The sequence below is a fragment of the Streptomyces sp. NPDC030814 genome (assembly GCF_055572155.1).
This window is the reverse complement of sequence record NZ_JBVIDX010000009.1, coordinates 204,502-231,401: the sequence shown is the minus strand read 5'-3', so window position 1 is coordinate 231,401 and position 26,900 is coordinate 204,502. Positions and strand designations below refer to the sequence as shown.

The window sequence follows — 26,900 nt, the reverse complement described above, 5'->3', positions numbered from 1 at the left end:
GATTCCCGCCAAAGGGTCCGGGGCGGGGTCCCCCACGTGCCGTACATCACGTTCGCCGCCCGTTGTGCGGATACGAGCGGGCGGCCCCGCCCGATGCGTCACGTGGCGACGACTTCCCCATTCCACGCGCGCGTGTCGGCGCCGTACGCTACGTTCGATCACCGCCGGTCACCGCACCATCGGCGGGATCGCGCGCAGGGAAGGGCTGGGGAGCAGCGCATGAGCACGTTCGGCATTGCTCCGTCGGCGCTCCCGGTCATGACCGGGGGACTCGCCGACTCACTGTTCGACACGGCGCAGCGTGATCCCGCGCTGCCGCAGATCGCGCGCCGCGAGTCCGGCGCCCCGGACGGCTGGACGCCACTCAGTGCGGCGGAGGTACGCGACGAGGTGGTGGGGCTGGCCAAGGGGCTGGTCGCCTGCGGGATCCGGCCCGGCAACCGGGTGGCCGTGATGGCGCGGACCCGTTACGAGTGGACGGTGCTCGGCGTCGCGCTGTGGTCGGTGGGCGCGGAGATCGTGCCGATCTATCCGACGTCGTCGCGCGACCAGGTGGAGTGGATCCTGCGGGACGCGGCCTGTGTGGGCGTGGTCGTCGAGGACGAGCAGAGCGTGATGACGGTCGGCTCGGTGTGCGCCAAGCTGCCGCTGCTGCGCCATGTGTGGCAGCTGGACGCCGACGCCCTGCCGCAGCTGGTCGAGGTCGGCCGGGACGTGCCGGACGCGACCGTGGACTCGTTGCGCCGCATCGTGATGCCCGACTCGACGGCGGTGATCGCGTACACCTCCGGCACCACCGGCCACCCCAAGGGCTGTGCGCTGTCCCACCGCAGTCTCGCCGGCCCCTGCGATGTCCTGTTGGCCGGATGGCGGCAGACCGCGTCGGCACCCGGGGAGCAGCCGGCGATCCTCGCCTTCCTGCCGTTCTCCCACGTCTATGGTCTGATGATCCAGGGGATGTGCCTGCGGGGCGGGCTGCTGCTCGGGCATGAGCCGGAGCTGAGCGAGGAGGCGCTGTCGGCGGCGCTGCTGTCGTTCCGGCCCACGTTCCTGTTCGGCGTCCCGTACGTCTTCGAGAAGATCTACAAGAACTTCCTGCGCAAGTCCCAGCAGGCCGGACGCGGCGCCGTGTTCGAGCGCGCGGTGCGCACCGCGCAGGACTACGCGCTCGCCGCGGAGCGGCACCGCCTCGACACGGGACCGGGTCCCGGAATGGATCTGAAGCTCCAGCACGCCTTCTACGACCGGACCGTGTACCGCAAGCTGCGTGCCGCGCTCGGCGGCCGGGTGCGCGGTGGCTGTTCCGGCGGTTCCCCCCTCAACCGCGATCTCGCGCTGTTCTACGCCGGGATCGGGATCCTCGTCCACGACGGGTACGGTCTGACGGAGACCGCGGGGGGCATCACCGCGCAGCCGGTGGGCCGGGAGAAGTTCGGCACCGTGGGCCGGCCGCTGCCGGGCACCGAGATCCGGGTGGCGCGGGACGGGGAGATCCTGGTCAACGGGCCGTCGGTGTTCCAGGGGTACATCAACGACGAGGCGGGGACCCGGGCCGCGCTCCAGGACGGCTGGCTGGCCACGGGGGACATCGGGCGGCTGGACTCCGAGGGCTATCTGTCGATCACCGGGCGCAAGAAGGACATCATCATCACCAGCGGCGGCAAGGGCGTGGCCCCGGCGCCGCTGGAGGAGCAGCTGCGGATGCACCCGCTGATCCACCAGGCGGTCGTCGTGGGCGACAACCGGCCCTGTGTGGGCGCGCTGATCACGCTGGACCCGGAGTTCCTCGCCCACTGGCGGGGAGCGCTGGGCCCCGCGAACGATTTGATGGGGCCGGAGGCACGGGAGGAGAACGCGCTGCGACAGGAGCTGCTGCGGGCGATCGCCGCTGCGAACAGCACCGTGTCGCGCTCGGAGTCCATCCGGGTCTTCCGTGTCCTCCCCGAGCCCTTCGACCTCGCCAACGGCATGCTGACCCCGTCGATGAAGCTGCGTCGGGACACCATCGTGCAGCGGTACGCGGCGGAGATCGAGACGATGTACGCGACCTCCGCGCGGGCCGCCCGCCGCTCGGTGACGGAGGACATCCCCGGCTGGGACGACTCCGACGACGTCTTCCGCCGCCCCCGCCCGTGACGACGCGGTCCGCCGCCTCCGCCCGTGCCCCCGGCGGACGTGTCTGCTTCACCCTCTGTTGACGAAACGGTCCTCCAGATGCGGAGATGCTCCAGCGGGGGCGGTCGGCCGCCCGCCCGTGAGCACCCCGTTCGACCGTGAGACGAAGGCAGAGGACCCATGGCACTGCAGATCAGCGCCACCAACCCGGAACACCCCGCGCTGCTCCTCGAACTGCCGTGGCACCTGCCCCTGGAGGAGTGGCCCGAGCACCACCTCGTGCCGCTCCCCCGCGGTATCTCCCGGCACGTCGTGCGCTACGCCCGCGCGGGCGACGAGGTGATCGCCGTCAAGGAGCTCGCCGAGCGGCCCGCGCTGCGCGAATACCAGCTGCTGCGCGACCTGGACCGGCTGGGCATCCCGGCTGTGGACGCCCTCGGCGTGGTCACCGGCCGCACCGACGACGCCGGCGCCCCGCTGGAGCCGGTGCTGATCACACGGCACCTCGGCGGTTCGATGCCGTACCGCTCGATGTTCGAGACGACCATGCGTCCGGCGACGATGCACCGTCTGATGGACGCGCTGGCCGTGCTGCTGGTGCGGCTGCACCTCACGGGCTTCGCGTGGGGCGACTGCTCACTGTCCAACACCCTGTTCCGGCGGGACGCGGGCGCGTACGCCGCGTATCTGGTGGACGCCGAGACCGGTGACCTGCACCCGCAGCTGAGCACCGGGCAGCGGGAGTACGACCTCGACCTGGCCCGGGTGAACATCAGCGGGGAGCTGCTGGACCTGGAGGCCTCCGGGGCGCTGCACCCCTCGGTGGACCCGATCGACTTCGGCAACGAGATCTGCTCCCGCTACCGCAAGCTGTGGGAGGAGCTGACGCGCACCTCGGTGTACCCGGCCGGCAAGTACCACTACATCGAGCGCCGCATCCGCCGTCTGAACGACCTGGGCTTCGATGTGGCCGAGATGCAGATCGAGCACTCCTCCAACGGTGACACGGTCACCTTCGTGCCGAAGGTGGTGGACGCGGGCCACCACCAGCGGCAGCTGCTGCGGCTGACCGGCCTGGACACCGAGGAGAACCAGGCCCGCCGACTGCTGAACGACCTGGAGAGCTGGATGGCCACCCAGGACGACTACGCGCCGGGCGACCCCCTCGGCGCCCGCCCCGAGGTGCTGGCCCACCGCTGGGTCCGCGAGGTGTTCCGCCCGACCGTGCGGGCCGTACCACCGGGCCTGCGCGGCTCGATGGACCCGGCGGAGATCTACCACCAGTTGCTGGAGCACCGCTGGTTCCTGTCGGAGCGGGCACAGCACGACATCGGCCTGGACATCGCCGTGAAGGACTACATCGACAACGTCCTGCCCAAGGCGCGCGCGGTGCTGCCGCCGCCGGTGGACGACGTCACGGCGATGTGAGCGGACCGGCTGAGTGATCGGTATGCCGACCGGCTTTCCCGTCATCCGTCAGGTCTCCGACCGGCTCGGATCGCCGCCCCGCTCAGAACGGTCTTCACCGCAAGCACCGGGTTGAGAGGCTCGACGAGTTCCCTGGTGGCGACGGCCACAAGGCGCGCGGGCGCAGCACCGTCCAGCAGCGCGCTCAGGTACTCGACGGCCTCTGCAGGCGAGAGCACGGGCAGCTTCCGGCGCAGTTCTCGCACAGCGTGCATGCGTCCGCGTGCAGCGGCGACTTGGCGTACCGCATCGTGCAGATCGTCCACTGCGGTGCGTACCGGCAACCCACGTATGCGGGCTCGGTAGTCGGTCTCCCAGGCGCCGGTTCTGGCGGATACGACGCCGATCCGGTGCAGTCCCCCATCGACGCGGTCAACCAGGTACGGCCCATTTCCGACCAGCGCGTACTTCGAGTTCCGGGTGCGTAGGAAGGCCGCGGACTGCCAGGAGACGATCCACACCAGCTCGTGCTCCTTGACACGGACCACAGCCATCCTCACCGCGTCCGCGCTGACGGCCCGCCACTTCTGATAGTCGCACTCCAGCTGTTCCTGGACAGCCCGAAGGGCGGCCTCTCGCTCGATCACGTGCGCAGCATCCCGTGAGGGCCTTTCTCTCGGCCAGTGAATTCGCGCGGCCCCCGGCCGTGGACGAGGGGCCGGACACGGACCTGGAGCGCCTGCGGACCCCGTCCCGATGGGCGAGGCGGGTCGTGGACCTGTGGCCGCCGCCAGCGCAAAGACCCACGGGCTGGGGCCGGTGCTGGGGCCGCCCATGCGGTTCCGCGGCCGGCCTGTGTGGCCGGGGCGGGGGGTGACCTCGCCGTTCACCCGACGCCGCTCAGTCGTGCGGAACCACGGCCACCGGGCAGCCCGCGTGGTGGAGGACGCCGTGGGCGACCGAGCCGATGCGGGCGCCGACGGCCGTACGGCGGGCGCGGCGGCCCACGACCATCAGCTGGGCGTGCCCGGCCACGGAGAGCAGGACCTGACCGGCGCTGCCGATCTCCACGTGTTCGGTGACCGGTACGTCGGGGAAGCGGTCCCGCCACGGCTGGAGGGCGGCGGCCAGTGCCTTCTTCTCGTACGGTTCGAGGCCGCCCGCCTCGTCGAGCAGCTTCAGCGAACCGGGGCTGTACGCGTACAGCGGGGGCAGGGTCCAGGCGCGGACCGCGCGCAGGGCGGCGCCTCGGGCAGCCGCGGTCTCGAACGCGAACCGCAGGGTGGCGGCGCTGTCCTCGGGTGTGCCGTTCTGGCCGACGACGACCTCGCGTCCGGCGGCCTCGGCGGAGGCATCGTCCCCGGCGCGGACGAACACGACAGGGCGCGGGGAGTCGACGAGGACCTGCTGTCCGACGGAGCCGAGGAGGAAGCCGACCACCGCTCCGTGGCCGCGCGAGCCCAGCACCAAGGTCTCCGCGTGCTCCGCGGCGGCGGTCAGGGACTCGACGGGCGGACCCTCGACGAGGTCCGTCGAGATCTCCAGGTCCGGGTTCCGCTCGGACACGCTCCGCACGGCCTCGGCAAGCGCGTCCAGTGCCCACCGGGCCTGTCCGTCCCGGTCCACGGTGATCGCCTCGTGCGGCTGCCACTGCCAGGCGTGCACCACTCGGAGCGCTGTGCCCCGGCGTACGGCCTCCCGGCCGGCCCACGCCAGTGCGGCGAGGCTCTCGGACGTACCGTCCACTCCGGCAGTGATCGGGCGCGTCGACATCGGCCACCTTTCTTCGTCTCATCAGGCTGACGGGCCCAGTCTTCACTACCCTCGCGCCATGGACCTGAACTGGGAGCAGGTTGTGGTGGACGCCGCCGATCCGGTGGCCCTCGGGCGCTGGTGGGCCGAGGCGCTCGGGTGGGTGGTCGTGAACGACTCGCCCGAGGAGTACGAGATCCGTCCGGCGCCCGACCGGTTGCCGGGACTCCTGTTCACCCCGGTCCCCGAGGCGAAGACGCTCAAGAACCGGCTGCACCTCGACTTCCGTCCCGTGGACCAGGCGGCGGAGGTCTCCCGTCTCCTCGCCCTCGGTGCCCGGCACGCGGACGTCGGGCAGGGCGCCGAGACCTGGGTCGTTCTCATGGACCCGGAGGGCAACGAGTTCTGTGTCCTCTCCGGTCGCCGGGCCTGAGGGGCGGCCCGCACGGGCCCCGGTGCCGAGGAGACCGCGAAACCGCGCGAACCCGAACATCCGAACATACGATGAGCGCATTGGCTCGGGGCGGGAGGCATATGACTCAGGCAGTCGGTCCGGCGCGGAACGTGATCCTCACCGTGGATGACGATCCGGGGGTGTCGCGTGCGGTGGCCCGGGACCTGCGGCGGCGATACGGCGAGTCGTACCGGATCGTGCGGGCCGAGTCCGGCGAGGCTGCCCTGGAGGCGCTGCGGGAGCTGAAGCTGCGCGGCGACCAGGTGGCGGTCGTCCTGGCCGACTACCGGATGCCGCAGATGAACGGCATCGAGTTCCTGGAGCAGGCCCTGGACGTGTATCCGGGGGCCCGCCGGGTCCTGCTCACCGCGTACGCCGACACCAACGCCGCCATCGACGCGATCAATGTGATCGACCTCGACCACTATCTGCTGAAGCCGTGGGACCCGCCGGAGGAGAAGCTCTATCCGGTCCTGGACGACCTGCTGCAGGCGTGGCGGGCGGCCGACCGGACCTGCGTCGGCACGACGAAGGTGGTGGGGCACCGCTGGTCCGCGCGGTCCTCGGGCGTCCGGGAGTTCCTGGCCCGCAACCAGGTGCCGTACCGCTGGTTCTCGTCCGACGAGCCGGAGGGGCGGCGGCTGCTCGCCGCGGCCGGCGCGGACGGGCAGCGGCTGCCGCTCGTCGTCACGCCGGACGGTACGCCGCTGGTGGCGCCGGAGGACCCGGAACTGGCCGAGCGGGTGGGGCTGGCGACGACACCGGCGGAGGAGTTCTACGACCTGGTCGTCATCGGCGGTGGCCCGGCCGGGCTGGGCGCCGCCGTGTACGGGGCCTCGGAGGGGCTGCGGACGCTGCTCGTCGAGCGGTCGGCGACCGGGGGCCAGGCGGGGCAGAGCTCGCGGATCGAGAACTACCTCGGCTTCCCCGACGGGGTGTCCGGCGCACAGCTCACGGAGCGGGCCCGGCGGCAGGCCACCAAGTTCGGCGCGGAGATCCTGACCGCCCGTGAGGTCAGCGGCCTGGAGGTGAACGGGGCGGCGCGGACCATCCGGTTCTCGGACGGCTCGGCCGTCGCCGCGCACAGCGTGATCCTGGCGACCGGCGTGTCGTACCGACAGCTCGACGCGCCGGGCTGCTCCGACCTCAACGGCTGCGGCGTGTTCTACGGCTCGGCGCTCACCGAGGCCGCCGCCTGCCAGGGGCACGACGTGTACATCGTGGGCGGCGCGAACTCGGCGGGGCAGGCCGCGATGTACCTGTCCCGCGGCGCGAAGTCGGTGACGCTGCTCGTCCGCGGGGATTCACTGACGGCGTCCATGTCGCACTACCTGATCCAGCAGCTCGCGGAGACACCCAACATCTACGTCCGCACCGGCACGGTCGTCGAGGCCGCGCACGGCACCAACCAGCTGGAGCGGCTCACGCTCAGGGACGTCGCGAGCGGGCACGAGGAGCTGGTGGACGCGCAGTGGATGTTCGTGTTCATCGGCGCCGAACCGCTCACCGACTGGCTGGACGGGACCGTACTGCGCGACGAGCGCGGCTTCATCCTGGCCGGGCCCGACATGACCGTGGACGGGGGCCCGCCGGCGGGCTGGGAGCTGGACCGGCCGCCGTACCACCTGGAGACCAATGTGCCCGGCGTGTTCGTCGCCGGGGACGCCCGGTACGAGTCCGCGAAGCGGGTCGCGTCCGCCGTGGGAGAGGGAGCGATGGCCGTCATGCTCGTGCACCGTTATCTGGAGCAGTCATGAGCTCCGCCCGGGTTCCGGGAATGCTGTCGTGAGCGGGCAGCCGCTGGACTGCGACCGGGCGGAGCTCGGCACGCTGTTCCTCTTCGAGAAGCTGTCGCCCGAGCAGTTGGACCGGTTGTGCCGTGAGGGCCGGGTGGAACGATTCGAACCCGGCTGGGTCTACCGTGAGGGCGAGCCCGCGACCTGCTTCTTCGTGCTCCTCCAGGGCACGCTGGTGATGTCGCGGCAGGTCGGCGACGACGACGTGGAGCTCAACCGGACGTCGCAGCGCGGGGTGTACGCGGGCGCCTTCCAGGCGTATCTGGGCGACCAGGCCGACCAGGCCCGCTACAAGGGCTCGATGCGGGTCATCGAGCCGTCCCGGTTCTTCATCCTGCCCTCGGCCTCCTTCGCCGAGATCATGCGCGAGTGGTTCCCCATGGCCGTGCATCTGCTGGAGGGGCTGTTCTTCGGCAGCCAGAACACCCAGCGGACCATCGGGCAGCGCGAGCGGCTGCTGGCGCTCGGTTCGCTGTCGGCGGGCCTCACCCATGAGCTCAACAACCCGGCCGCGGCAGCCGTACGGGCCACGTCCGCGCTACGAGAACGGGTGGCCGGGATGCGGCACAAGCTGGGTGCGATCGCCTCGGGGTCGTACCGGCGCGAGACACTGGAGTCGCTGGTCGAGCTCCAGGAGCGGACCGCCGAGCAGGTCTCCAAGGCCATGCCGCTCAGCCCGCTGGAGGCGGCCGACCGGGAGGACGAGCTGACGGACTGGCTCGACGACCACGGCATCGCGGGCGGCTGGCAGCTCGCGCCGAACTTCGTGCAGGCCGGACTCGACACCGACTGGCTGGACCGGGTCGCGGCGGCGGTGGACGAGCACACCCTCGAAGGGGCGGTGCGCTGGCTCAACTACACGGTCGAGACCGAACTGCTGATGAACGAGATCGAGGACTCCACGACCCGGATCAGCCAGCTCGTCGACGCGGCGAAGCAGTACTCCCAGCTGGACCGGGCCCCGTACCAGAACGCCGATGTGCACGAACTCCTCGACAGCACACTGCTGATGCTGTCCGGGAAGATCGGGGAGCGCATCGGGGTCGTGAAGGAGTACGACCGCACACTGCCGAAGATCCCCGCCTATCCGGGTGAGCTGAACCAGGTGTGGACGAACCTGATCGACAACGCGGTCGCCGCGATCAATGACACCGGTGGCGAGGGAACGCTGACGGTGCGCACGGCCCGCGACGAGCGCGACCAGCTGCTCGTCGAGTTCCGTGACACGGGGCCGGGCATCCCGGCCGGCATCCGCGGCCGTATCTTCGACCCGTTCTTCACGACCAAGCCGGTCGGGCAGGGCACCGGGCTGGGCCTCGACATCTCCTGGCGGATCGTCGTCAACAAGCACCACGGGCACATCGACGTCCACTCCGAACCCGGCGACACCCGCTTCCAGGTCTTCCTGCCGCTGACGGCGCCCGCGCCGGACCTCGACCTCACCCTCGCCCCCGAATCCGAAGCGCCCGAGGAGACGTCATGAGCCTGCCTGCCGGGATCGATCCCGCCGTACCGCCGAGCGGGGACGGCTGCGTGGAGTGCGACGCCGCGGGCGGCTGGTGGTTCCACCTGCGGCGCTGCGCCCAGTGCGGGCACATCGGCTGCTGCGACTCCTCCCCCGCGAAGCACGCCACCGCGCATGCCGCGGCCGCCGGGCACCCGTTCGTCCAGAGCTACGAGCCGGGCGAGACGTGGTTCTGGAACTACGAGACGTCCGAGATGTACGAGTCGGGCCCCGACCTGGCGCCGCCGCACAGCCACCCGGCGGACCAGCCGGCACCGGGCCCCGCGGGCCGCGTGCCGTCGGACTGGGCGCAACGCCTGGGGTGAGCCGGGGTGACTGGTGGCCGGCGGGTTCGGGTGCGTTGGCGGCTGCGGTTAGGTGGGGGTTGTTCGCACGGTTCCCCGCGCCCCTGAGCTGCTGGGCATCCGATGTCGCTTGACCTCCGCGCCGTCGTGGATCAAGGTCGAGGCAGAACGCCGGGCCGGCCGGCGTCGGCAAGGGCATCGTGGAACGGGGTGGATGGGTTGATCGGGCTCTCCGAGATCCGGGCGGCGGCCGAGCGGATCGCCGATCACGTCGTACGGACGCCGACCGTACGGAGCCCTGGGCTCAGCGAGTTCCTCGGCGTACCGGTCACCGCCAAGCTGGAGCTGTTGCAGCGCACCGGCTCCTTCAAGGCCCGCGGCGCCACCGCGAAGCTCCTGTCGCTGACCGAGGCGGAACGGGCGGCCGGCGTCGTCGCGGTGAGCGGCGGCAACCACGGCATCGCCCTGGCCCACATGGCGGCGGCCCTGCACGTCAAGGCGACCGTGGTGATGTCCCGGACCGCGCCCAGGCGGTCCACGGAACTCGTCGAGGCCGCCGGCGCGTCGCTGCGGCTCACCGACGGCATGGCCGAGGCGTTCGCGCTCACGGAGCGGTTGCGGGCGGAGGGCCTCACCCTCGTCCACCCGTTCGACGACGAGGTGGTGATCGCCGGTCAGGGCACCGTCGGCCTGGAGTTCGCCGAGGACACCGGGGCCACAGGGGCCACAGGAGGCGCAGGGGGCGCCGGGGAAGTGACGGACGTGCTCGTCAGCATCGGCGGAGGCGGTCTGATCGCCGGTGTCGCCGCCGCGTTCAGGGCACTGCGCCCGGAGGTCCGCGTCTGGGGGGTGGAGACCGAGGGCGCCACCTGCATGAGCGAGGCCCTGGCGGCGGGCGGGCCCGTCACCGTCGATCTCTCCTCGGTCGTCACCACGCTCAGCGCCCCCTCCGCCTCCCGCCTCACCTACGACCATGTGTCCGCGCTCGTCGAGGACGTCCTCGTGGTGCCGGACGCCGAGGCGGTCCGCGGTGTTCTGGACCTCGCCGAGCACGCCAAGGTGTGGGCGGAGCCGGCCGCCGGCTGTCTGCTGCCCGCCGCCCGGCGGGTCGTGGAACGTGTCGGCAAAGGGGCCCGGCTCGGCCTGGTGGTGTGCGGGGGCAACACGACCCCGGCGGACATCACGGAGTGGGCACGGCGGTTCGGCTTGTGACGTCCGCCGTGCCCGTCTGCGCCAACCAGCTTGGTCCCCACAGCACTTGAGGACGTTCGCGGAGGCGCCCGGCATAATGCCCGGGTGACCACCCCCACTCCTTGTCCGGTCTCCCCCACTGCCGGGCGCACCCCCGTTGTCATCGTCGGCGCGGGGCCCGCCGGGCTCACCGTCGGCAACATCCTGCGGGCCGCCGCCGTGGACTGTGTGGTCCTGGAGACCGAGAGCCGGGAGTTCATCGAGCGGCGGGCGCGCGCCGGCTTCCTGGAGGAGTGGGCGGTACGCGCACTGGAGCGGCGGGGGCTGGCCGACCGCCTCGTGGAGCGGGCGCCGGTGCACACCGAGTTCGAGTTCCGCTTCGACGGCGAGCGGCAGCGGTTCCCGTACACGGAGCTCACCGGGCACCACCACTACGTGTATCCGCAACCATTGCTGGTGACGGATCTGGTGCGGGAGTACGCGGACGTCCGGGGCGGCGACATCCGCTTCGGTGTACGCGACGTGGAGCTTCACGACCTCGACGGCGGGCACCCCTCGGTGTCGTACACGGACGCGGAGACGGATGAACGGCGGCTGGTGCGCTGTGAGTTCGTCGCGGGCTGCGACGGCGCGCGCGGGGTCACCCGGACGGCGCTGCCCGCCGAGCACACGACCGTCGCCCGGCATGACCACGGCGTCGGCTGGCTGGCACTCCTCGCTGAGGCCCCGCCGTCGTCGGACTGTGTGATCCTCGGCGTCCATCCGCGAGGCTTCGCCGGGCACATGGCCCGCAGCCCCGACGTCACCCGCTACTACCTGGAGGTCCCGGCCGGCGACGACCCGGCGAACTGGCCGGACGAGCGGGTCTGGTCCGAGCTGCACGCCCGCTTGGCGGTGACCGGCGCCGAGCCGCTCACGGAGGGGCCCCTGGTCGAGAAGCGGGTCCTGGACATGCACAACTACGTCACCGAACCGATGGCGTACGGGCGGCTGTACCTGGCGGGCGACGCCGCCCACCTGGTCGCGCCGATCGCCGCGAAGGGCATGAACCTGGCGCTGCACGACGCCCTGCTGCTCGGGGACGCCCTGGTGGCGTATCTGGGCGAAGGCGACGACAGCGGGCTGCGCGGGTACTCGGCGGCCTGTCTGCGGCGGGTCTGGCACTACCAGGAGTTCTCGCAGTGGCTGGCGGAGCTGCTGCACGGCCCGTCGTCCGGTGACCCCTTCCGGGCCGGCACGGCGAGAGCCAGGCTGCGGCGCGTCCTGCGCTCTCCCGCCGCCGCGTCGACGTTCGCCGAACTGTTCATCGGCAAGGACACCGATCGCTAGAAGGCTCCGGCCCGTCAGCCCGTCAGTGGATGTCGCAGCATTCGTCCCTGCGCATCAGCCGGCCCACCTCCAGCCAGTGCTCGTCGCTCTCGGCGGCCTTCGCCCGGCGCGCGGTCGGCCGGTACGCGGCCACCAGGTCCTCGGTGGAGTAGTGGGTGCCGCCCCTGAGGACCGACACGGTCCGCACGAGACTGTCGAAGTCGGTGAAGGGGTCGCCGTCGACGACGGTCAGATCGGCGAGCCTGCCCGGCTCGACGGTGCCGAGATGGTCGTCGAGACCGAACAGCCGGGCCGGCATGACGGTCGCCGTGCGCAGGGTCTCGGCGGGGCTCAGGCCTCCGGCGTGCAGGGCACGCAGGGCGAGGTGGAGGAAGAGGCCGACGGGGCGGAGCGGCTGGTCGGTGCCGAGGGCCACCAGACCGCCGGCCGCGAGGATCCGCCGGTAGACGTCGGTCTCGGTGCGCAGCGCGGCGAGCTGGGCGGGCGTGGGAGGGGTGCCCGCGGACTGTCGTACGGAGACGGCGTCCCACGGGGGCATCACGACAGTGACCCGCGGGTCGTCGGCGAGGGAGGGGTCCGCGCCGAGGAGCGGCGCTGCGGTGAAGGGCGTCGCGATGAGGGAGAAGCCGACGCCGTGGGCGCTGTAGACCTCCTCCACGTCCTGGTGGGCGCGCCCGGTGGTGGTGAGGGCGTGCCCGAACTCGGCGCGCTGGGTGGCCTGGAGGTGGGTGGTCAGGTCCTGGCCGAGCTGGACCCCGGGTGACAGCAGATGGCTTCCGGTGCGGACGCCGAGCCGTTCGTGGGCGAAGCGCGCCGCCTCGCTCATCACCCAGCCGGGTGCCCGGACGTAGGTCTTGACGAAGTCCCAGTCGAGCGCGGCGCCCCGTTCCAGGGAGCGGCGGAGGCCGGCCCTGGTGCGGTGGGCGCGCCCCATGCTGTAGGCGACGCGGGCGCCGTCGAGGAGTTCACCGGTGGTGAGCAGCCGGGGCCCGGCGAGCCGGCCGGCGGCGACCTCCTCGCGGATGCGGACCTGTTCGTAGGCGAAGCCGCCGAGGGAGACGGCGGTGGTGACGCCGTAGGTGAGCTGGCCGGCGGCCTGGCGGCTGCCGTAGGTGCTGTGCCAGGGGTGGGTGTGGGTGTCCCACAGGCCGGGGAGCACGGTGTGCGCGGAGGCGTCGACCCGGTGGAGGGTGGCCCGGCGGCCGGTGCGGTGGGCTTCGACGGCGGTGATGCGGCCGCCGTGTACGACGATGTCGACGTCCTCCCGGACGGTGTCGCCGGTGCCGTCCCAGAGCCGCCCGGCGTGGACAACCGTGTCGGCGGGGGTGCTCCGGGGGCGGTCGAGGGGCACGCGGACGGTGCGGGTGCGGCCGTCGGCGATGTCGAGGAGGCGGAGCCGGGTGCCGGAAAGGTGCAGGAGGGTCCTGGAGTCGCCGGACCAGGTGGGGTGGTCGGCGGGTTCGGTGGTGAGGGTGCTCAGTTCGCCGCGTGGGGTGCCGTCGGCGGCGACGGGCAGCAGGCACAGCGCGGACTCGACGATCACGGCCATCCAGCGGCCGTCGGGCGACCAGACGGGCCCGGAGTCGTAGCGGTCGGCGATGGAGGCGTGCGGGGCGACCGCGTGCAGACGGTCGGCCCCGGTGGTGGTGTCGACGACCCGGATGAGGTTGTAGCCCTCCCGGAAGCGCGCCCCCAGACGGTTGCGGTCGCACAGGGCGAGGTACCTGCCGTCGGGGGACCAGCTCGGTCTGCCGGGCAGCCCGCCACCGCCCAGAGGTGAGGCGAGGACGCGTTCCTCGCCGCTCGCCAGGTCGCGGACGACGAGGCGTCCGGTCAGGTCGAGGCAGGCCAGTCGGCCTCCGTCGGGCGAGAGAGCGGGCATGACACGGCCACCGGTCGCGAGGGCGGTCTCCTCGCCGGTGGCGAGATCGTGCCGGTACACGCCGAGCAGGCCGTCGCGGTCGTCGGCGTAGACGAGAAAACGCCCGTCGCGGGACCAGGAGGGCGCGAGGAGGCAGCGGGTCGGCGGGGACGTCCGCAGCCGCCTCGGGGGACGTCCGCCCGAGGTCCCGGCCAGCCAGAGCGCGTTGAGGGCGGCGAACGCGACGCTCCGCCCGTCGGGCGAGAGCGCGGGCAGATGGATGCCGCGCACGGGCCCGACCCGTGTCTGCCCGAGGTCGTACTCCTTGACGCGGTAGCGCGGCCGGTCGACGGGGAGCACGCCCTCGAAGGGGATGGTGTCGGGCTGCTCGGGGCGGTCGGGGCGGACGAGGGTGAACTGTCCGTCCAGGGTGATCAGCAGTGCCCCGTCGGGTGTCCAGCGCGGCGGTACGGGGGCGATGTCGCCGTCGACGCGGACCGGCTCGCCGTCGACGACGAGCGTGCACGAGCCGTTGGGTGAGGCGGTGGTGCGCAGGTGGGCGAGGCGGCCGTCGGGGGCGACGGCGGGCGTCATGACCTGCGCGGCCCCGGTCCCGGTGTGTTCGACGGTGACCGGGCCGGTGCCGTCGGCGGACACGGCGGCGATGGTCCGGGACTCGACGCCCGTGCCCGAGGCGGAGGTGACGACCTTGGCCCGCACGAACAGCAGCCGGCTGCCGTCGGGTGACCAGGTGGGGTCGAAGTCCTCCCAGCCGCCGTCCTGGAGGGGGCCCTCCTGGCCGGGGAGGCCGGTGACGCGGGTGATGTCCCCGGTGGCCAGGTGCAGGACGTGGATGCGGTACGGACTGCCCGTCACGGGGTCGCCGCCGCGTTCGGAGCCGAAGGCGATCCGGGTGCCGTCGGGCGACCAGGCGGGCCCCCGGTCGTCCCAGGGTCCGTGGGTGCGCTGCCGCAGGCCGGTGCCGTCGGGGCGCATGGTCCACAGGTGGAAGCCGCCGCCCTGGTAGGCGCAGAAGGCGACGAGGGAGCCGTCCGGGGAATGCGTCGGCCGGTTGGGTTCCAGTCCGGCCGGGGTGAGGGGGACCGCCTTGCCGCCGCCTCGGGGCAGGGACCACAGCTCGCTCTGCACCTCGGCGATCAGGGTGTCGCCGCCGGGTGCGGGGGTGGCCGCGCCGTTGGTGGCCCGGGTGAAGGTGAGAGCGAGACCGGCAGCGGTCGCGGCGCGGTCACGGGCGGCTGCGGGCGTCGCCGAGGCCGCGGCACCGAGGACCGCTGCGGCGCCGGTGGCGGCGAGGAGTTGACGGCGGCTCAGGGAAGGGGCGGGGCTGCTGTGGTCAGGGGCCATGACGTGTCACGCTTGCGCACCATGAGCCCCGGGGGCAACCACACCGTTCACGCCGGCCGCGGACGTCACCCGCCCGCGTGACGGTGCCGGATCCACGCCGGCAGCGCGAACCAGCACAGCAGGTACCAGACGAGCACACACGCCACCAGCCAGGGCACATAGCCGTCGTCGCTGGCCACGCGCAGGATCAGCAGCAGCGCGGCGGTCATCGTGGCCAGCAGGAGGATCAGGCCGACCACGGTCAGCCGGGCGGCCCAGAGCACGGCGGCCGGTTTGATGCGGCGGCCGGCGACGATCCGGTGGAAGGAGACGGGGCCGATGAGGGCGCCGGTGGCGGCGGCGCCGAGGACGACTGTCACGATGTAGATGGTCTGCTCGGTCTGCGCCAGCTCCGCGTAGCGCGGGGTGAACACGACCGTGAGCAGGAAGCCGAACAGGATCTGCACCCCGGTCTGGGCGACCCGTACCTCCTGGATGAGTTCGCCCCAGCGGCGGTCGGCGCGCTCGTCCGCCGTCTCGTCGCGGCCTCGCTCCGGAGTGGCGTATCCGTTGTCGGTCCCCTCGGGCACGGCGTCCTCCAGGCTCGGTGGGTGTCCTCCTTCCTGGATGGCGCCGCGCCCGGCACAGGCAAGCGGGAACATCGACCACTTCACTCGCATGAGTGAACCCGCTCGGTGCATCGGCCAGTTGTGCCCTGTCCCAGCCCGGCGTGACCCTTCCTCGACGGGCTGTTCGCGTGAGCGAATATCAGACCCGCCGCCAGCGCGCCATCGCGAACGAGAAGAGGCCGAACAGGACGAGGCCCGCCGCGACACAGGCCAGGAGCGCGGGTCCCGCGGGGGTGTCGGCGAAGGAGCGCAGGGTGTCGTCCAGGCCCTTGGCCTTGTCCGGCTCGTAGTCGATGGCGGCCCGGACGGCGAAGGCACCGGCCGCGGCGAACACCACGCCCCGCGCGGCCCCGCCGCCTACCCCGGTGATGTCCACGACGCGACGGGTGCGGCGCGACATCTCACCGAGCTGCAGGTGCTTGTGGTAGGAGCGCATCAGGGCCCGGGCGGCGATCCAGACGCCCGCGACGATCACTCCGACCCCCGCCGCGCCGACCAGCCACTGGCCGGCGGGGAGCTCCAGGGCGCGGGCCGTCACGTCCTTGGACTGCTCGTCGCTGGAGCCCCCTGCTCCGCCGCTCGCGCCGCCCGAGCCTGCCGCGAACATCAGCACCGAGTAGGCGACGAAGGCGTAGAAGACGAACCGCGCGGCGGAGGCCAGCCGCTTGGTCCACTTGCGGCCGTCCGGGCCCGCCGCGCCGAACACCGCCTCCGACAGCCGCCACAGGGCCATGCCGACCACGCCGATGCCCAATGCCCACAGCAGGACCGAGCCCAGGGGCTTCTCGGACATCTCCTCCAGTGCGCCCTGCCGGTCCGCCTGCTGCCCGCCCTCGCCGAAGGCGATCTGCAGGGCCAGTGCCCCGACCAGCAGATAGATGACTCCGCGTGCCGTCAGCCCGGCCCTGGCCGCACCCTCCGTCGCGGAACCGCGGGCCGCCTGCCCGCTGCCCACCCCCACTGCCGTCATCAGCTCTCCTGTCGTCCTTCGAGCCGCAGCTGCAGGCTCACTTCCTGGTCACCGGCGTCCACACCCACCTGCCGCACCGAATAGCTCTCCTCCAGTGCTGCCCGCAGCATCCGTACGGCGGGCGGGCTGCCCTGCACATCGACGGTGACGGGGCCGGACAGCCGTGCGGCGGGTTCCTCGGCGCCGGCGGGGACGGCCGCCGTGTCGTAGGTGCCGGTCCACATGGTGGGCCGGTCGCCTGCGGTCTCGTGCGGCGGGTCCTCGGGACGCCGGTCCGACTCGAAATGGGCGCACAGGCACGCGAAGACACGCTCGGCGTCCTGTGCGGAGCAGTCGCAGAGCACGACCTCGACCTGTGACACGGGCAGACGTGGCAGAGTCACGAGCCTTCTCCCTGGTGTGGACGACAGCGTGCGGGTACCCCCATGGTGGGCCCGAAACAGGGTTGCCGCAGGTCGCGCACCGGTCGACCGCCCGCAGCGGTGTCCACGCGCACCGGGCGCCCGGCCCGGAGGGTGACCTGGGACCCGCCCGTGACCGCGCTGACCGTGGGCTATGTTGAGTGGTCGTGGGAGACGAAGGAGGCACGCGGGTGCCATCGCCGCAGCAGGCACGCGCGCAGGCATCAGCGATCACGTCCGGGCGGACCGCCGAGGAGACCGAGCCGTCGCCCACGGCCCGGCTCAGGGAGCTGTTCGACGGGCCCCGGCTCTCCCCCGGGCAGCGGCGCATCGCCCAGTACCTCATCGAGCACATCACCGAGGCCGCTTTCCTGTCGATCACGGACCTCGCGGACCGCGTCGGCGTGAGCCAGCCCTCGGTGACCCGGTTCGCCGCCGCCGTCGGCTTCAGCGGTTATCCCGCGCTGCGGGAGCGGCTCCAGGCCATCGCGCTCGCCGCCCTCGGCAGCGCGCCCGGTGCGCCCGCGCCGGACCGCAGCAACGAACTCCAGGCCGCCGTGGACGCCGAGATCGAGAACCTGGAGAACCTGCGGCGCGACTTCGCCGACCCGGACCAGGTGATCGAGGTGGGCCGCGCCCTGTCCCGCTCGACCCCGCTGACCGTCCTCGGCCTGCGGATCTCCGGCGCCCTCGCGGAGTACTTCGCCTACGCCGCCCGCCGCATCCACCCCGACGTCCGGCTCGTGACCAAGGGCGGCACGGTCGCCTACGACGCCCTGCTGCAGTCCCGTGAGGCGGGTGGCACCTGGCTGCTGGCGTTCTCCATGCCCCGCCACGCGCAGGAGACGCTCACCGCGCTGCGGGTCGCGCGCACGGCCGGGCTGAGGGTGGCCCTGGTGACCGACCTGGGGTTCGGACCGCTCGTGGACGAGGCCGACGCCGTCTTCGCCACCGGCACCGGATCACGCCTGGTCTTCGATTCCTACGCCGCCCCGGTGATGATGTCCTCGGCGCTGCTCCAGGCCATGACGGACGCCGATCCGGAACGCACCCAGGCGCGGCTGGAGGCGTACGAGCAGGTCTCCGAGCAGCATCAGTTCTTCCTCAGGGACTGAGTCCCCCTACGTCCCGACAGCACGGGCTTATTCAGATCTTTTCCGGCATGAATTTTTTCATGCCCTTGCAAACTCATCGGTATATATAAATACTGCTCCCGGATCGCGGCCCGGTGGGACACCGGGACGCGTCGTCCGCCCGGGACCGTCCGCTCCTACCCACCACGGCGCCCCGGGTGCAGCGGCCCCGGCCATCCCCTAGACCGGGGCCGCCCGGACTCCACCTGTTGGACTTTTTCGCGTCGATGCAAGACCGGAGCGTTGAACATGGCCCTCACCACCTCGCCGATCCGCACGGACTGGCCGTGCCAGGTCAAGACACCCGGTAGCTACGACTGGGAGCGGTCTGCGGCCAAGTGGTTGCGCGAGCTGGTGCCGGCGCGTTACGGCAGCTACCCGGCGATGATGCGGCACCCCGTGCTGCTCGCCCGGCACGCCCAGATCCAGGTCCAGCACGAGATCCGGGTCGCCCGCACGGCCCTGCAGACCGCCCGCTCCGAGCTGCCCGGCCTCGGGATGTCCGAGTCGGTCATCGAGCACACGATCAAGATGTACGCGGCCGAGGTCATGCAGCTGAGCCACATCGCCCGCTCCATCCGGGCGGTCAGCCAGGCCCTCGTGGACCACAACCACGCCCGCGCCTCGCACTGACACGTGCGTCCGGACGCGGTAGGCGGCGCCCGTGCCGGGAAGACGATGAGAAGGTACGGGTACGTACGAGCGAGGGGCGGGACCGATGGACTCCTGGACCTGGGGTGTGATCGTCGCGGTCGTGGTGGTCGCGGCCGCCGTCCTCGGCGTGGCCGTATGGCTGCTCCTGCGACTGGTGCGCACCCGGCGTGACCTCCAGCGGGCCGGACTCCCCACCGGCCCCAAGTGGGTGTTCTGGGGCGCCGTCCTCTATCTCGTCCTGCCGACGGACGTGCTGCCCGACCCGGTGTACCTCGACGACATCGGCGTCCTGCTGCTGGCCCTGAAGTCCCTGCGCTCCGGACGGCAGGACGCCCTGGCCGCCGAGCGCGGTGACGGCACGGGAACCGCCCTGCGGGGGTGAGACGTTGTCGGGCTGACGGTCACTGCGACGGACGGCCCCGATGAGCGAGCTGGTACCCGGGGGCAATGTGCCCCTGCCGCACGGCACCCTGACGATCAGGGTGCCCGGCCCCTTCGACGTCTCCGCCCTCGTCACCGACGACACGGGCAAGGTCCGCGGCGACACCGACTTCGTCTTCTACAACCAGCCGACGGCGCCCGGCGCCCGCCTCGCAGGCACGACCCTGACGGTGGATCCGCCCGCGCTGCGCGCCGGAGCGACCCGCCTCACCGTCGTGATCAGCCCGGCCGAACCGGGCACGCCCCTCGGCGGCCTCCCCGCTCCGACCCTGCTCGTCACCGGTGTCGACGGCCGCGCCCTCGCCCGCTTCACCCCGCCGAGGCCCCAGCGGGAGACGGTACTGCTGCTGGCGGAGCTGTACCGCCGGGGGCCGGGCTGGAAGCTGCGGGCCCTGGGGCAGGGGTATGCGGACGGACTGGCCGGCGTGGCGAGGGACTTCGGGGTCGACGTCGTGGAGGACACGGCAGCTCCGCCCCGGGGAGGGCGCGACGCCGCGACCCGGGCGGCTCCCCGGCATGGCGTCACCCCGCCCGCACCGCCCCGCACCGCGCCCACGGCCCCGCGGGCCGCCTCCCCCGACGGCTTCCTCGCTCTGGTCAACTCCGCCCGGGCCTCAGCCGGTTCCCCTCCCGTATCGCTCAGCCCCCGCCTCACGGCCGCGGCGCAGGAGCACGCCGCCGCGATGGCCGCACAGGGCCGGCTCGCCTCGGAAGGGGCGGACGGGCTCTCCGTCCACCAGCGGGTCGCCATCGGCGGCTACCGCTGTCTGACCGTCGGCGAGCACCTGGTCTCCGGTCCCCGCACTCCGGCCGAGTTCGTGGACTACTGTCTCTCCGACCCGCAGGCCCGGCACACCCTCTGCCTGCCCGCATGCACCGAGGCCGGCCTCGGCCGGGCGACCGGCCCACGCTCGGACACCGTGTTCTGGACGGCACTGTGGGCCGAGCCCTTCTCCGCCGAAGGGCTGCGGCGGACGGCCGACGAGGTCACCGCCCTCACCAACGCCCGGCGGGCCGCGGCCGGTCTGCCCCCGCTCACCTCGGACCCGCGGCTCACCGCAGCGGCGCAGGCACACTGCGACGACATGGTGGCGCGGGCCTTCTACGCGCACACGTCCCCCGACGGCGGCGAGCCGTGGCACCGGGCGGCGGCGGCCGGCTCCACCCGGCGGTCGATCGGGGAGAACATCGCGTGCGGGCAGCGCTCCGCCGCCGAGGTCGTGGACGGATGGATGAACAGCCCGGGACACCGCGCGAACATCCTCAAGCGCGACTTCACCCACATGGGCGTCGGATTCACCGGGGGCGGCGCCGCGGGCACCTACTGGACGCAGCTGTTCGGCGGCTGAAACCGAACCCCGGCGCCTTTCCCTCTTTCGAGTCGCTCAACTCGGCACCCCCACTCGCTACTTGACTCTCCGTGACCACTGGACTCCAATGCACCCTGTCGACGGACTGAAGGCGACGGGAGACGAATCAGATGGTTTCGAGAACGGTGGTCACCAGCGCGGCGGCCCTGGGCGCGGTCGTGTCGTCCCTCCTGGCGGTCCCCGCGCAGGCGGCCACGCCGCCCGTCGCGCACGGCACCGCAGCGCGGCCGGACCCCGCCGCGGCCGTGGCCCCGTTGGCGGCACCGGACAAGGCTGAGCTGCGCAAGGTGCTGCGTACGGCGTTGTCGCAGGGTGCGCCGGGCGCGTTCGCGCGGATCGACGACAGCGGAAAGGCCATCCATCTGGCGGAGGGCGTCGCCGACCGGAGCACCGGACGGGCCATCGGCACCGGGGACCGGATCCGCGTCGGCAGTGTCACCAAGACCTTCACGACGGTGGTGCTGCTGCAACTGGTCGACGAGGGCAAGCTGAAGCTCGACACCTCGGTGAACACCTATCTGCCCGGCCTGCTGCCCGACAAGCGGATCACCGTGCGTCATGTGCTCAGCCACCGCAGCGGTCTGTACGACCACGCCAGCACCCTCTTCGCACGGCCGGTCCAGGGCTTCGAGAACGTGCGCAACCGGGTCTACACCCTCCGCCAGCTGATGGACCTGTCGCTCGCGAAGCCACTCACCAACAAGCCGGGCGCCGTCTACTCGTACTCGAACGCGAACTTCGTCGTGGCGGGCATGCTCATCAAGAAGTTCACCGGGAAGTCGGTGGCGACGGTGTACCAGGAGCGCATCATCAAGCCGCTGAAGCTGACCGACACCTACTACGTCCATCCGAAGAACACGATCCCCGGCCTGTACGCGCGCGGTTACATGACCGCCGACTCCTCCGGCCGGAAGATCGACTCGACGCGGCAGACCGTGTCCTGGGCGCAGAGCGCGGGGGCCCTGGTGTCCAGCGGCAAGGATCTGAACACGTTCCTCTCCGCGCTGCTGCGGGGCGAGCTCACCTCCGCCGCCCAGTTGAAGCAGATGCTGCGGTGGACACCGGTGAACAGCACACAGGCGTACGGGCTGGGGCTGCGCCGCCGTGATCTGTCGTGCGGGATCTCGGTGTACGGGCACACGGGCACCGTGCAGGGCTACTACACCTGGGCGTTCACCTCGAAGTCGGCCAAGCGGAGTCTGACGTCGTTCGCCAACACCTCCAACAACGGGACGGTGTACAGCACCATGAACCGCACGCTGGACGCCGCCTTCTGCGGCTGACCCCGAAAGGCGAGCGCCCGGCCGACGGCGATCCGTGGCGTCGGGTGTCTCACACCTTCCGCCTCCCGCGGCGGCCGGGGCGCCGGTGTGGCGGCTGCTGCGGGGGCGGACCGACCGGTTGCGCGGCCGGGATGTCCAGCCGCAGGGGCTTCTCCCCGTCGAGGTTGACCGGCTCGCCGTAGTGACGGATGGTCAGACAGTCGCCGCCGAGCAGCTCGTACGTGGCGTGGCGGGGCCTGATCTCGACGCGCAGGCAGGTGTCCCGCAGTCCGAGGCTGAAGGCGAGCCGGCTCAGCCGCTCGGGGAGCCGGGGGGCGAAGTCGACGGTCGGGCCCCGGTGGCGCATTCCGCCGAAGCCCGCGACCAGTGCCGTCCAGGTTCCGGCGAGGGAGGCGATGTGGAGACCGTCGCGGGTGTTGTTCTCCAGGTCCCGCAGATCCATCATCGCCGCCTCGGTCAGATAGTCGTAGGCCAGTTCGAGATGGCCGACCTGGGCGGCGATGACCGCCTGGCAGCAGGCGGACAGGGAGGAGTCGCGGACGGTGAGCGGCTCGTAGTAGGCGAAGTTGCGGGCCACCTGGTCCTCGGAGAAGTGTTCGCCGCACTTGTACATCGCGAGGACCAGGTCCGCCTGCTTGACGACCTGTTTGCGGTAGAGGTCGAAGTACGGGAAGTGCAGCATCAGCGGGTACTGGTCGGGGCGGGTGTCCCGGAAGTCCCAGCGCTGGTGGCGGGTGAACCCGGCGTGCTGCTCGTGGACGCCGAGTTCGTGGTCGTAGGGGACGTGCATGGCGTGGGCGGCGTCCCGCCAGGCGGCGCTCTCCTCGTCGTCGACGCCGAGCCGCTCGGCCCGCTCGGGGTGGCGTTCCGCGGCGTCCGCGGCGGCCAGGAGGTTCGCGCGGGCCATGAGATTGGTGTACGTGTTGTCGTCCGCGACGGCGCTGTACTCGTCGGGGCCGGTCACCCCGTCGATGTGGAACGCGCCGTGGGGGTCGTGGTGGCCGAGCGAGCGCCAGAGCCGGGCTGTCTCCACGAGGAGTTCGAGGCCGGTGTCGCGTTCGAAGTCGGTGTCGCCGGTGGCGGCGGTGTGGCGGACCACGGCGTCGGCGATGTCGGCGTTGACGTGGAAGGCGGCCGTGCCGGCGGGCCAGTACGCGGAGCCCTCCGAACCGTCGATGGTCCGCCAGGGGAACGCGGCGCCCTTCAGGCCGAGTTGGGCGGCGCGGTCGCGGGCGGCCGGAAGGGTGCTCTGCCGCCAGCGCAGGGCCTCGGTGACCGCGCCGGGCGCCGTGTAGGTGAGCAGGGGCAGGACGAAGGTCTCGGTGTCCCAGAAGGCGTGACCGTCGTACCCGGAGCCGGTGAGGCCCTTGGCGGGCAGGGCGCGCTGTTCGGCGCGGGCGCCCGCCTGGAGCACGTGGAACAGAGCGAACCGTACGGCCTGCTGGATCTCCTCGTCGCCGTCGACCTCGACGTCGGCGCGGGCCCAGAAGTCGTCCAGGTAGGCGCGTTGTTCGTCGACGAGTCCCTCCCAGCCGCCGTACGCGGCGGCGGACAGCGCGGCGTCGACCTGGTCGGCGACGGCGGGCAGCGAACGGGTCCCGGACCAGCCGTAGGCGACGAACTTCTCCACGCGCAGGCTCTGGCCGGGCTCCAGCACGGTCGTGGCGGTGAGGCGGGCGACGTCGTCCCTGCTCTCACCGCTGGTGGTGATCTCATCGGGTCCGGTGACGAGGTGGTCGGCGGCGGCGCCGACCCGCAGTCCGGTGCGTCGCGTGCGGTGGACGAGCCTCAGCCGGGGTCCGTCCGCGAAGTGCTCCTCCGGTTCCAGCGGCGACTGCAGGGCGACGGCGGCGCGGGGATCGCCGTTGCGCTGCGGGAGTTGCTCGTTGGCCACCAGTTCGGACTGGACGACGACGCGGGCCCCGCTGTCGACGGCCTCCACCTCGTAGGCGACGGCGGCGACGGCCCGCTGGGTGAAGGACACGAGGCGGGTGGAGCGGACACGGACGGTCGTCCCGGCCGGGGAGGTCCACTCGCAGGTGCGCCGCAGTAAGCCCGAGCGCAGATCGAGGACGCGTTCGTGGGAGCGCAGGCGGCCGTAGCGCAGGTCGAAGGGCTCGTCGTCGACGAGCAGGCGGATGATCTTGCCGTTGGTGACGTCGATGACCGTCTGCCCGGACTCCGGGTACCCGTAGCCGGCCTCCGCGTACGGCAGTGGGTGGGTCTCGTGGACGCCGTTGAGGTAGGTGCCCGGCAGGCCGTGGGGCTCGCCCTCGTCGAGGTTGCCGCGCCAGCCGATGTGGCCGTTGGACAGGGCGAACACCGATTCGCTCTGCGGCAGGAGGTCCAGCTTGAGGCGCCGTTCGCGCAGGGCCCAGGGGGCGACGCCGTACGACCGGTGGATGATCACGCCCAGTCCCCCAGTTCCGTCAGGTCCCGTACGACGACGTCCGCGCCGTGGGCACGCAGGGCGTCCGCCTGGCCGACGCGGTCGATGCCGACGACGTGTCCGAAACGGCCCGCGCGTCCGGCGTCCATGCCGGCGAAGGCGTCCTCGAACACGGCGGCCTCCGCGGGTTCGACTCCGAGGTCGCGGGCGGCGGCGAGGAAGGTGTCCGGAGCCGGTTTGCCGGGCAGGCCGCGCTCGGCGGCGACCACACCGTCGATCCGCACGTCGAAGAGGTGCTCGGCGTGGATGGAGCGCAGGACGTCCCGGCAGTTGGCGCTGGAGGAGACGACCGCGGTCAGCAGGCCCTGGGCGCGGGCCTTCTCGATGTAGCGGAGGGTGCCCTCGTAGGCCTCGACCCCGTCGGTGCGGATGAGCTGGAGGAGCAGGTCGTTCTTGCGGTTGCCGAGGCCGTGGACGGTGGGGGCGTCGGGCGGGTCGTCGGGGCCGCCCTCGGGCAGGTGGATGCCCCGTGAGGCGAGGAAGGTGCGTACGCCGTCGGCGCGGGGGCGGCCGTCGACGTACTCGTCGTAGTCGCCGCCGCGGTCGAAGGGCCGGAAGGAGTCGCCGTCGCGTCGGCGCAGGAACTCGTCGAACGCCTGCTTCCACGCTGCGGCGTGCACGACGGCGGTCCGGGTGATGACGCCGTCGAGGTCGAAGAGGCAGGCCCGGATGGGCTTGGGGAGGCCCAGTTCCGTCGGTTCGGTCGTCTCTGTCATGGAAGTCAGGTTCCCCGTGCGGCGGGAGTCAGTGGGGGAAGATCGCGAGAACCGGTCAGCGGCGGGGGACGCGGCTGCCGCTGTGGGCGCGGCCGAGGGCATGGAGGTGTTCCAGGGCGTCCAGGACGACGGTGCGGTCGTACCAGGCGAGCCATTCGCCGGCCTCGGCACCCACGACCGCCAGGGCCTTCAGCTGGGCGCGCGTCAGCTCCTTGACCGGGTGTGCGAGATGAGCCGAGACCATGCCCACGCACAGCCCGGACGTGGTGGTCAGGGGCACGCTGTGGCAGGCGCGGCTGCCCGCCAGGAGGATCGCCTGCCGGGCGTCCTCGGTGAACACCGGGTGCGTCGCCACGTCCCGGACCGTCACCTGGGTGACATCACGGGCGGCGAGTGCGCACGAGGTGCCCTCCTCGCCGACGAACGCGAAGAAGTCGACGAAGTCCGCGGTGAGGCCCGTGTGGCGCTCGATGCGCAGTCCGCCCTCGGAACGGTCGGCGATCTGGACGTTGCCCATGTCGGTGCCGACGACGGCGAGCGTCTGGCTGAGCACGGCGGCCAGGACCGCGCTCCGGTTGCCGCGCCCGGTGCGGCGGGCACGGCCTTCCTCGAAGGTGAACGGGGGCTCCGGCCGTCGGGCCCGGCCGGGGAACCACAGGGCGCTGCGCCCTTCGGGTCTGGGCGCGCTCACGGCGGCCTCGGCGAGGGCCCGCAGCTTGACGTTGAACTGCTGCGAAGCGCGCTGGAGCAGGGCGAAGGCGGTCTCCGCGTCGGGCAGCGCGTAGCGCTCCCGCAGCATGCCCTGGGCCTGGGCGATCACAGGGCGGCCCGCCGTCCTGGTGCGCAGCTGCCGGATCTCCGCCCGCAGCCGTGCCACTTCCTCCCGCATCGCCTCGACGTCGCCCACCGACTCCGGCTCGCGCTCCTCTCCCATGATCACCTTCCGCTTTCCCGCACGTCCCGCTCCTGGCTCCAGCACCGCTCCCCTGCCCCGTCCGGGCCCGGCTAAGCCGAATAAGGTCTACCGTCGTCCGCATGTCCCTGACCTTCGAGGACCTGCTGGAGCGGGCCGCCTCACTCGTCCGCCCCGGCCGCCGCGCCCTGCTGGGGATCACCGGCAGCCCGGGAGCCGGGAAGTCCACCCTCGCCGAGCGGTTGACCAGCTCGCTCAACGGCGGCGGGGACCCCTGGGTCGCCCATGTCCCGATGGACGGCTTCCACCTCGCCGACGTGGAACTCGACCGCCTGGGCCGCCGGGACCGCAAGGGCGCGCCGGACACGTTCGACGCGGCCGGGTACGCGGCCCTGCTGCGGCGGCTGCGCGACGACGAGCCCGACGTGGTGTACGCGCCGGGCTTCGAGCGGACGCTGGAGCAGCCCATAGCCGGGGCGATCCCCGTGCCGCCCGATGCCCGCCTGGTCGTGACCGAGGGGAACTACCTGCTGCTGGAGGAGGGGGCATGGGCCCGGGTCCGTGCCCGGCTGGACGAGGTCTGGTTCTGCGCGCCCGACGAGACCGAGCGTGTGCGGCGCCTCGTCGCCCGTCACGAGGAGTTCGGCAAGGGTCACGACGAGGCGGTCGCATGGGTGCTCGGCACGGACCAGCGCAACGCCGACCTGGTGGCGACGACTCGGGAGCGGGCGGATCTGGTGGTCCCGCAGACGGCGATGCCGAAGGCGGACGCGGCGGAGCGGTGAACCACGGGGGCGGGGGGGGGGGGGGGGGGGGGGGGGGGGGGGGGAGGGGGGGGGGGGGGGGGGGGGGGGGGGGGGGAGGGGGGGGGGGGGGGGGGACG

Annotated in this window: 23 protein-coding genes; 14 read left to right on the top strand and 9 right to left on the bottom strand. The window is 72.4% G+C overall.

Annotated elements, in window-relative coordinates; all coding sequences use genetic code 11:
* Window positions 1–219 precede the first annotated feature (219 nt).
* Together ACZ43N_RS21095 and ACZ43N_RS21090 are read left to right on the top strand one after the other, a co-directional pair.
* On the top strand, window positions 220–2,136 hold the full coding sequence (locus ACZ43N_RS21095) for an AMP-dependent synthetase/ligase (RefSeq protein ID WP_468099338.1): 1,917 nt from the start codon (window positions 220–222) through the stop codon (window positions 2,134–2,136).
* 159 nt (window positions 2,137–2,295) lie between these two features.
* Entirely contained in the window at window positions 2,296–3,543 is a 1,248-nt protein-coding gene (locus ACZ43N_RS21090; RefSeq protein WP_468099336.1) for a DUF4032 domain-containing protein, read from the top strand.
* A gap of 41 nt (window positions 3,544–3,584) precedes the next feature.
* On the opposite strand, the gene ACZ43N_RS21085 is transcribed toward ACZ43N_RS21090, so the two are convergent.
* Both ACZ43N_RS21085 and ACZ43N_RS21080 read right to left on the bottom strand, forming a co-directional pair.
* The gene (locus ACZ43N_RS21085; protein ID WP_468099334.1) at window positions 3,585–4,169 is read right to left on the bottom strand and encodes a YrhB domain-containing protein; all 585 of its coding nucleotides are present in this window, start codon (window positions 4,167–4,169) and stop codon (window positions 3,585–3,587) included.
* 253 nt (window positions 4,170–4,422) lie between these two features.
* Window positions 4,423–5,295 carry a universal stress protein gene (locus ACZ43N_RS21080; protein ID WP_468099333.1) on the bottom strand — a complete coding sequence of 291 codons (873 nt, stop codon included), beginning with the start codon at window positions 5,293–5,295 and terminating at the stop codon, window positions 4,423–4,425.
* Between the two features lie 58 nt (window positions 5,296–5,353).
* Between ACZ43N_RS21080 and ACZ43N_RS21075 the strand changes: the two genes are divergently transcribed.
* From ACZ43N_RS21075 to ACZ43N_RS21050, 6 genes are all read left to right on the top strand, one after another.
* Window positions 5,354–5,707 carry a VOC family protein gene (locus ACZ43N_RS21075; RefSeq protein WP_468099331.1) on the top strand — a complete coding sequence of 118 codons (354 nt, stop codon included), beginning with the start codon at window positions 5,354–5,356 and terminating at the stop codon, window positions 5,705–5,707.
* Between the two features lie 101 nt (window positions 5,708–5,808).
* Window positions 5,809–7,485: an NAD(P)/FAD-dependent oxidoreductase gene (locus ACZ43N_RS21070; protein ID WP_468099330.1), complete on the top strand. Its 1,677-nt coding sequence runs from the start codon at window positions 5,809–5,811 to the stop codon at window positions 7,483–7,485.
* A 28-nt stretch (window positions 7,486–7,513) separates the two neighbouring features.
* Window positions 7,514–9,007: an ATP-binding protein gene (locus ACZ43N_RS21065; protein ID WP_468099329.1), complete on the top strand. Its 1,494-nt coding sequence runs from the start codon at window positions 7,514–7,516 to the stop codon at window positions 9,005–9,007.
* A complete protein-coding gene (locus ACZ43N_RS21060) occupies window positions 9,004–9,354 on the top strand; it encodes a UBP-type zinc finger domain-containing protein (protein WP_468099327.1) in 351 nt (116 codons plus the stop codon). The genes ACZ43N_RS21065 and ACZ43N_RS21060 overlap by 4 nt, the downstream gene beginning before the upstream one ends.
* 198 nt (window positions 9,355–9,552) lie before the next feature.
* Window positions 9,553–10,545, top strand: coding sequence for a threonine/serine dehydratase (locus ACZ43N_RS21055; protein WP_468099484.1), 993 nt, complete (start codon window positions 9,553–9,555; stop codon window positions 10,543–10,545).
* 84 nt (window positions 10,546–10,629) lie between these two features.
* On the top strand, window positions 10,630–11,853 hold the full coding sequence (locus ACZ43N_RS21050; RefSeq protein ID WP_468099326.1) for a 4-hydroxybenzoate 3-monooxygenase: 1,224 nt from the start codon (window positions 10,630–10,632) through the stop codon (window positions 11,851–11,853).
* Between the two features lie 22 nt (window positions 11,854–11,875).
* Here ACZ43N_RS21050 and ACZ43N_RS21045 read toward each other — a convergent pair whose 3' ends face one another.
* The 4 genes from ACZ43N_RS21045 to ACZ43N_RS21030 form a co-directional block, all read right to left on the bottom strand.
* Window positions 11,876–15,079 (bottom strand): amidohydrolase family protein, encoded by a 3,204-nt coding sequence (locus ACZ43N_RS21045; protein ID WP_468099325.1) that lies wholly within the window; start codon window positions 15,077–15,079, stop codon window positions 11,876–11,878.
* 65 nt (window positions 15,080–15,144) lie between these two features.
* Window positions 15,145–15,648 carry a DUF6328 family protein gene (locus ACZ43N_RS21040; protein ID WP_468099324.1) on the bottom strand — a complete coding sequence of 168 codons (504 nt, stop codon included), beginning with the start codon at window positions 15,646–15,648 and terminating at the stop codon, window positions 15,145–15,147.
* Window positions 15,649–15,826: 178 nt separating this feature from the next.
* On the bottom strand, window positions 15,827–16,657 hold the full coding sequence (locus ACZ43N_RS21035; protein ID WP_468099323.1) for a DUF1206 domain-containing protein: 831 nt from the start codon (window positions 16,655–16,657) through the stop codon (window positions 15,827–15,829).
* Window positions 16,657–17,040: a hypothetical protein gene (locus ACZ43N_RS21030; RefSeq protein ID WP_468099321.1), complete on the bottom strand. Its 384-nt coding sequence runs from the start codon at window positions 17,038–17,040 to the stop codon at window positions 16,657–16,659. Before ACZ43N_RS21030 ends, ACZ43N_RS21035 begins: the two co-directional genes overlap by 1 nt.
* Before the next feature lie 209 nt (window positions 17,041–17,249).
* Between ACZ43N_RS21030 and ACZ43N_RS21025 the strand changes: the two genes are divergently transcribed.
* The 5 genes from ACZ43N_RS21025 to ACZ43N_RS21005 all read left to right on the top strand — a co-directional run bounded on the left by ACZ43N_RS21025 (window position 17,250) and on the right by ACZ43N_RS21005 (window position 21,939).
* Window positions 17,250–18,173, top strand: coding sequence for a MurR/RpiR family transcriptional regulator (locus ACZ43N_RS21025; protein ID WP_468099319.1), 924 nt, complete (start codon window positions 17,250–17,252; stop codon window positions 18,171–18,173).
* A 267-nt stretch (window positions 18,174–18,440) separates the two neighbouring features.
* Entirely contained in the window at window positions 18,441–18,824 is a 384-nt protein-coding gene (locus tag ACZ43N_RS21020) for a hypothetical protein (protein ID WP_468099318.1), read from the top strand.
* An 85-nt stretch (window positions 18,825–18,909) separates the two neighbouring features.
* Window positions 18,910–19,227, top strand: a complete 318-nt coding sequence (locus tag ACZ43N_RS21015; RefSeq protein WP_468099317.1) for a DUF1232 domain-containing protein — start codon at window positions 18,910–18,912, stop codon at window positions 19,225–19,227.
* Window positions 19,228–19,267: 40 nt separating this feature from the next.
* A complete protein-coding gene (locus tag ACZ43N_RS21010; RefSeq protein ID WP_468099315.1) occupies window positions 19,268–20,635 on the top strand; it encodes a CAP domain-containing protein in 1,368 nt (455 codons plus the stop codon).
* Between the two features lie 131 nt (window positions 20,636–20,766).
* Complete coding sequence (locus ACZ43N_RS21005; protein ID WP_468099313.1) at window positions 20,767–21,939, top strand: serine hydrolase domain-containing protein; 1,173 nt, start codon at window positions 20,767–20,769, stop codon at window positions 21,937–21,939.
* 49 nt (window positions 21,940–21,988) lie between these two features.
* Here ACZ43N_RS21005 and ACZ43N_RS21000 read toward each other — a convergent pair whose 3' ends face one another.
* From ACZ43N_RS21000 to ACZ43N_RS20990, 3 genes are read right to left on the bottom strand one after another with little or no spacing between them, the layout of a single operon-like run.
* Window positions 21,989–24,349 carry a glycoside hydrolase family 65 protein gene (locus tag ACZ43N_RS21000; protein WP_468099311.1) on the bottom strand — a complete coding sequence of 787 codons (2,361 nt, stop codon included), beginning with the start codon at window positions 24,347–24,349 and terminating at the stop codon, window positions 21,989–21,991.
* A complete protein-coding gene (locus ACZ43N_RS20995; RefSeq protein ID WP_468099309.1) occupies window positions 24,346–25,104 on the bottom strand; it encodes an HAD family hydrolase in 759 nt (252 codons plus the stop codon). Before ACZ43N_RS20995 ends, ACZ43N_RS21000 begins: the two co-directional genes overlap by 4 nt.
* Before the next feature lie 55 nt (window positions 25,105–25,159).
* Window positions 25,160–26,038, bottom strand: a complete 879-nt coding sequence (locus tag ACZ43N_RS20990) for an ANTAR domain-containing protein (protein ID WP_468099307.1) — start codon at window positions 26,036–26,038, stop codon at window positions 25,160–25,162.
* Window positions 26,039–26,139: 101 nt separating this feature from the next.
* Here ACZ43N_RS20990 and ACZ43N_RS20985 point away from each other — a divergent pair, with 101 nt between their 5' ends.
* Complete coding sequence (locus ACZ43N_RS20985) at window positions 26,140–26,802, top strand: nucleoside/nucleotide kinase family protein (RefSeq protein WP_468099305.1); 663 nt, start codon at window positions 26,140–26,142, stop codon at window positions 26,800–26,802.
* The last annotated feature ends 98 nt before the right edge of the window (window positions 26,803–26,900 follow it).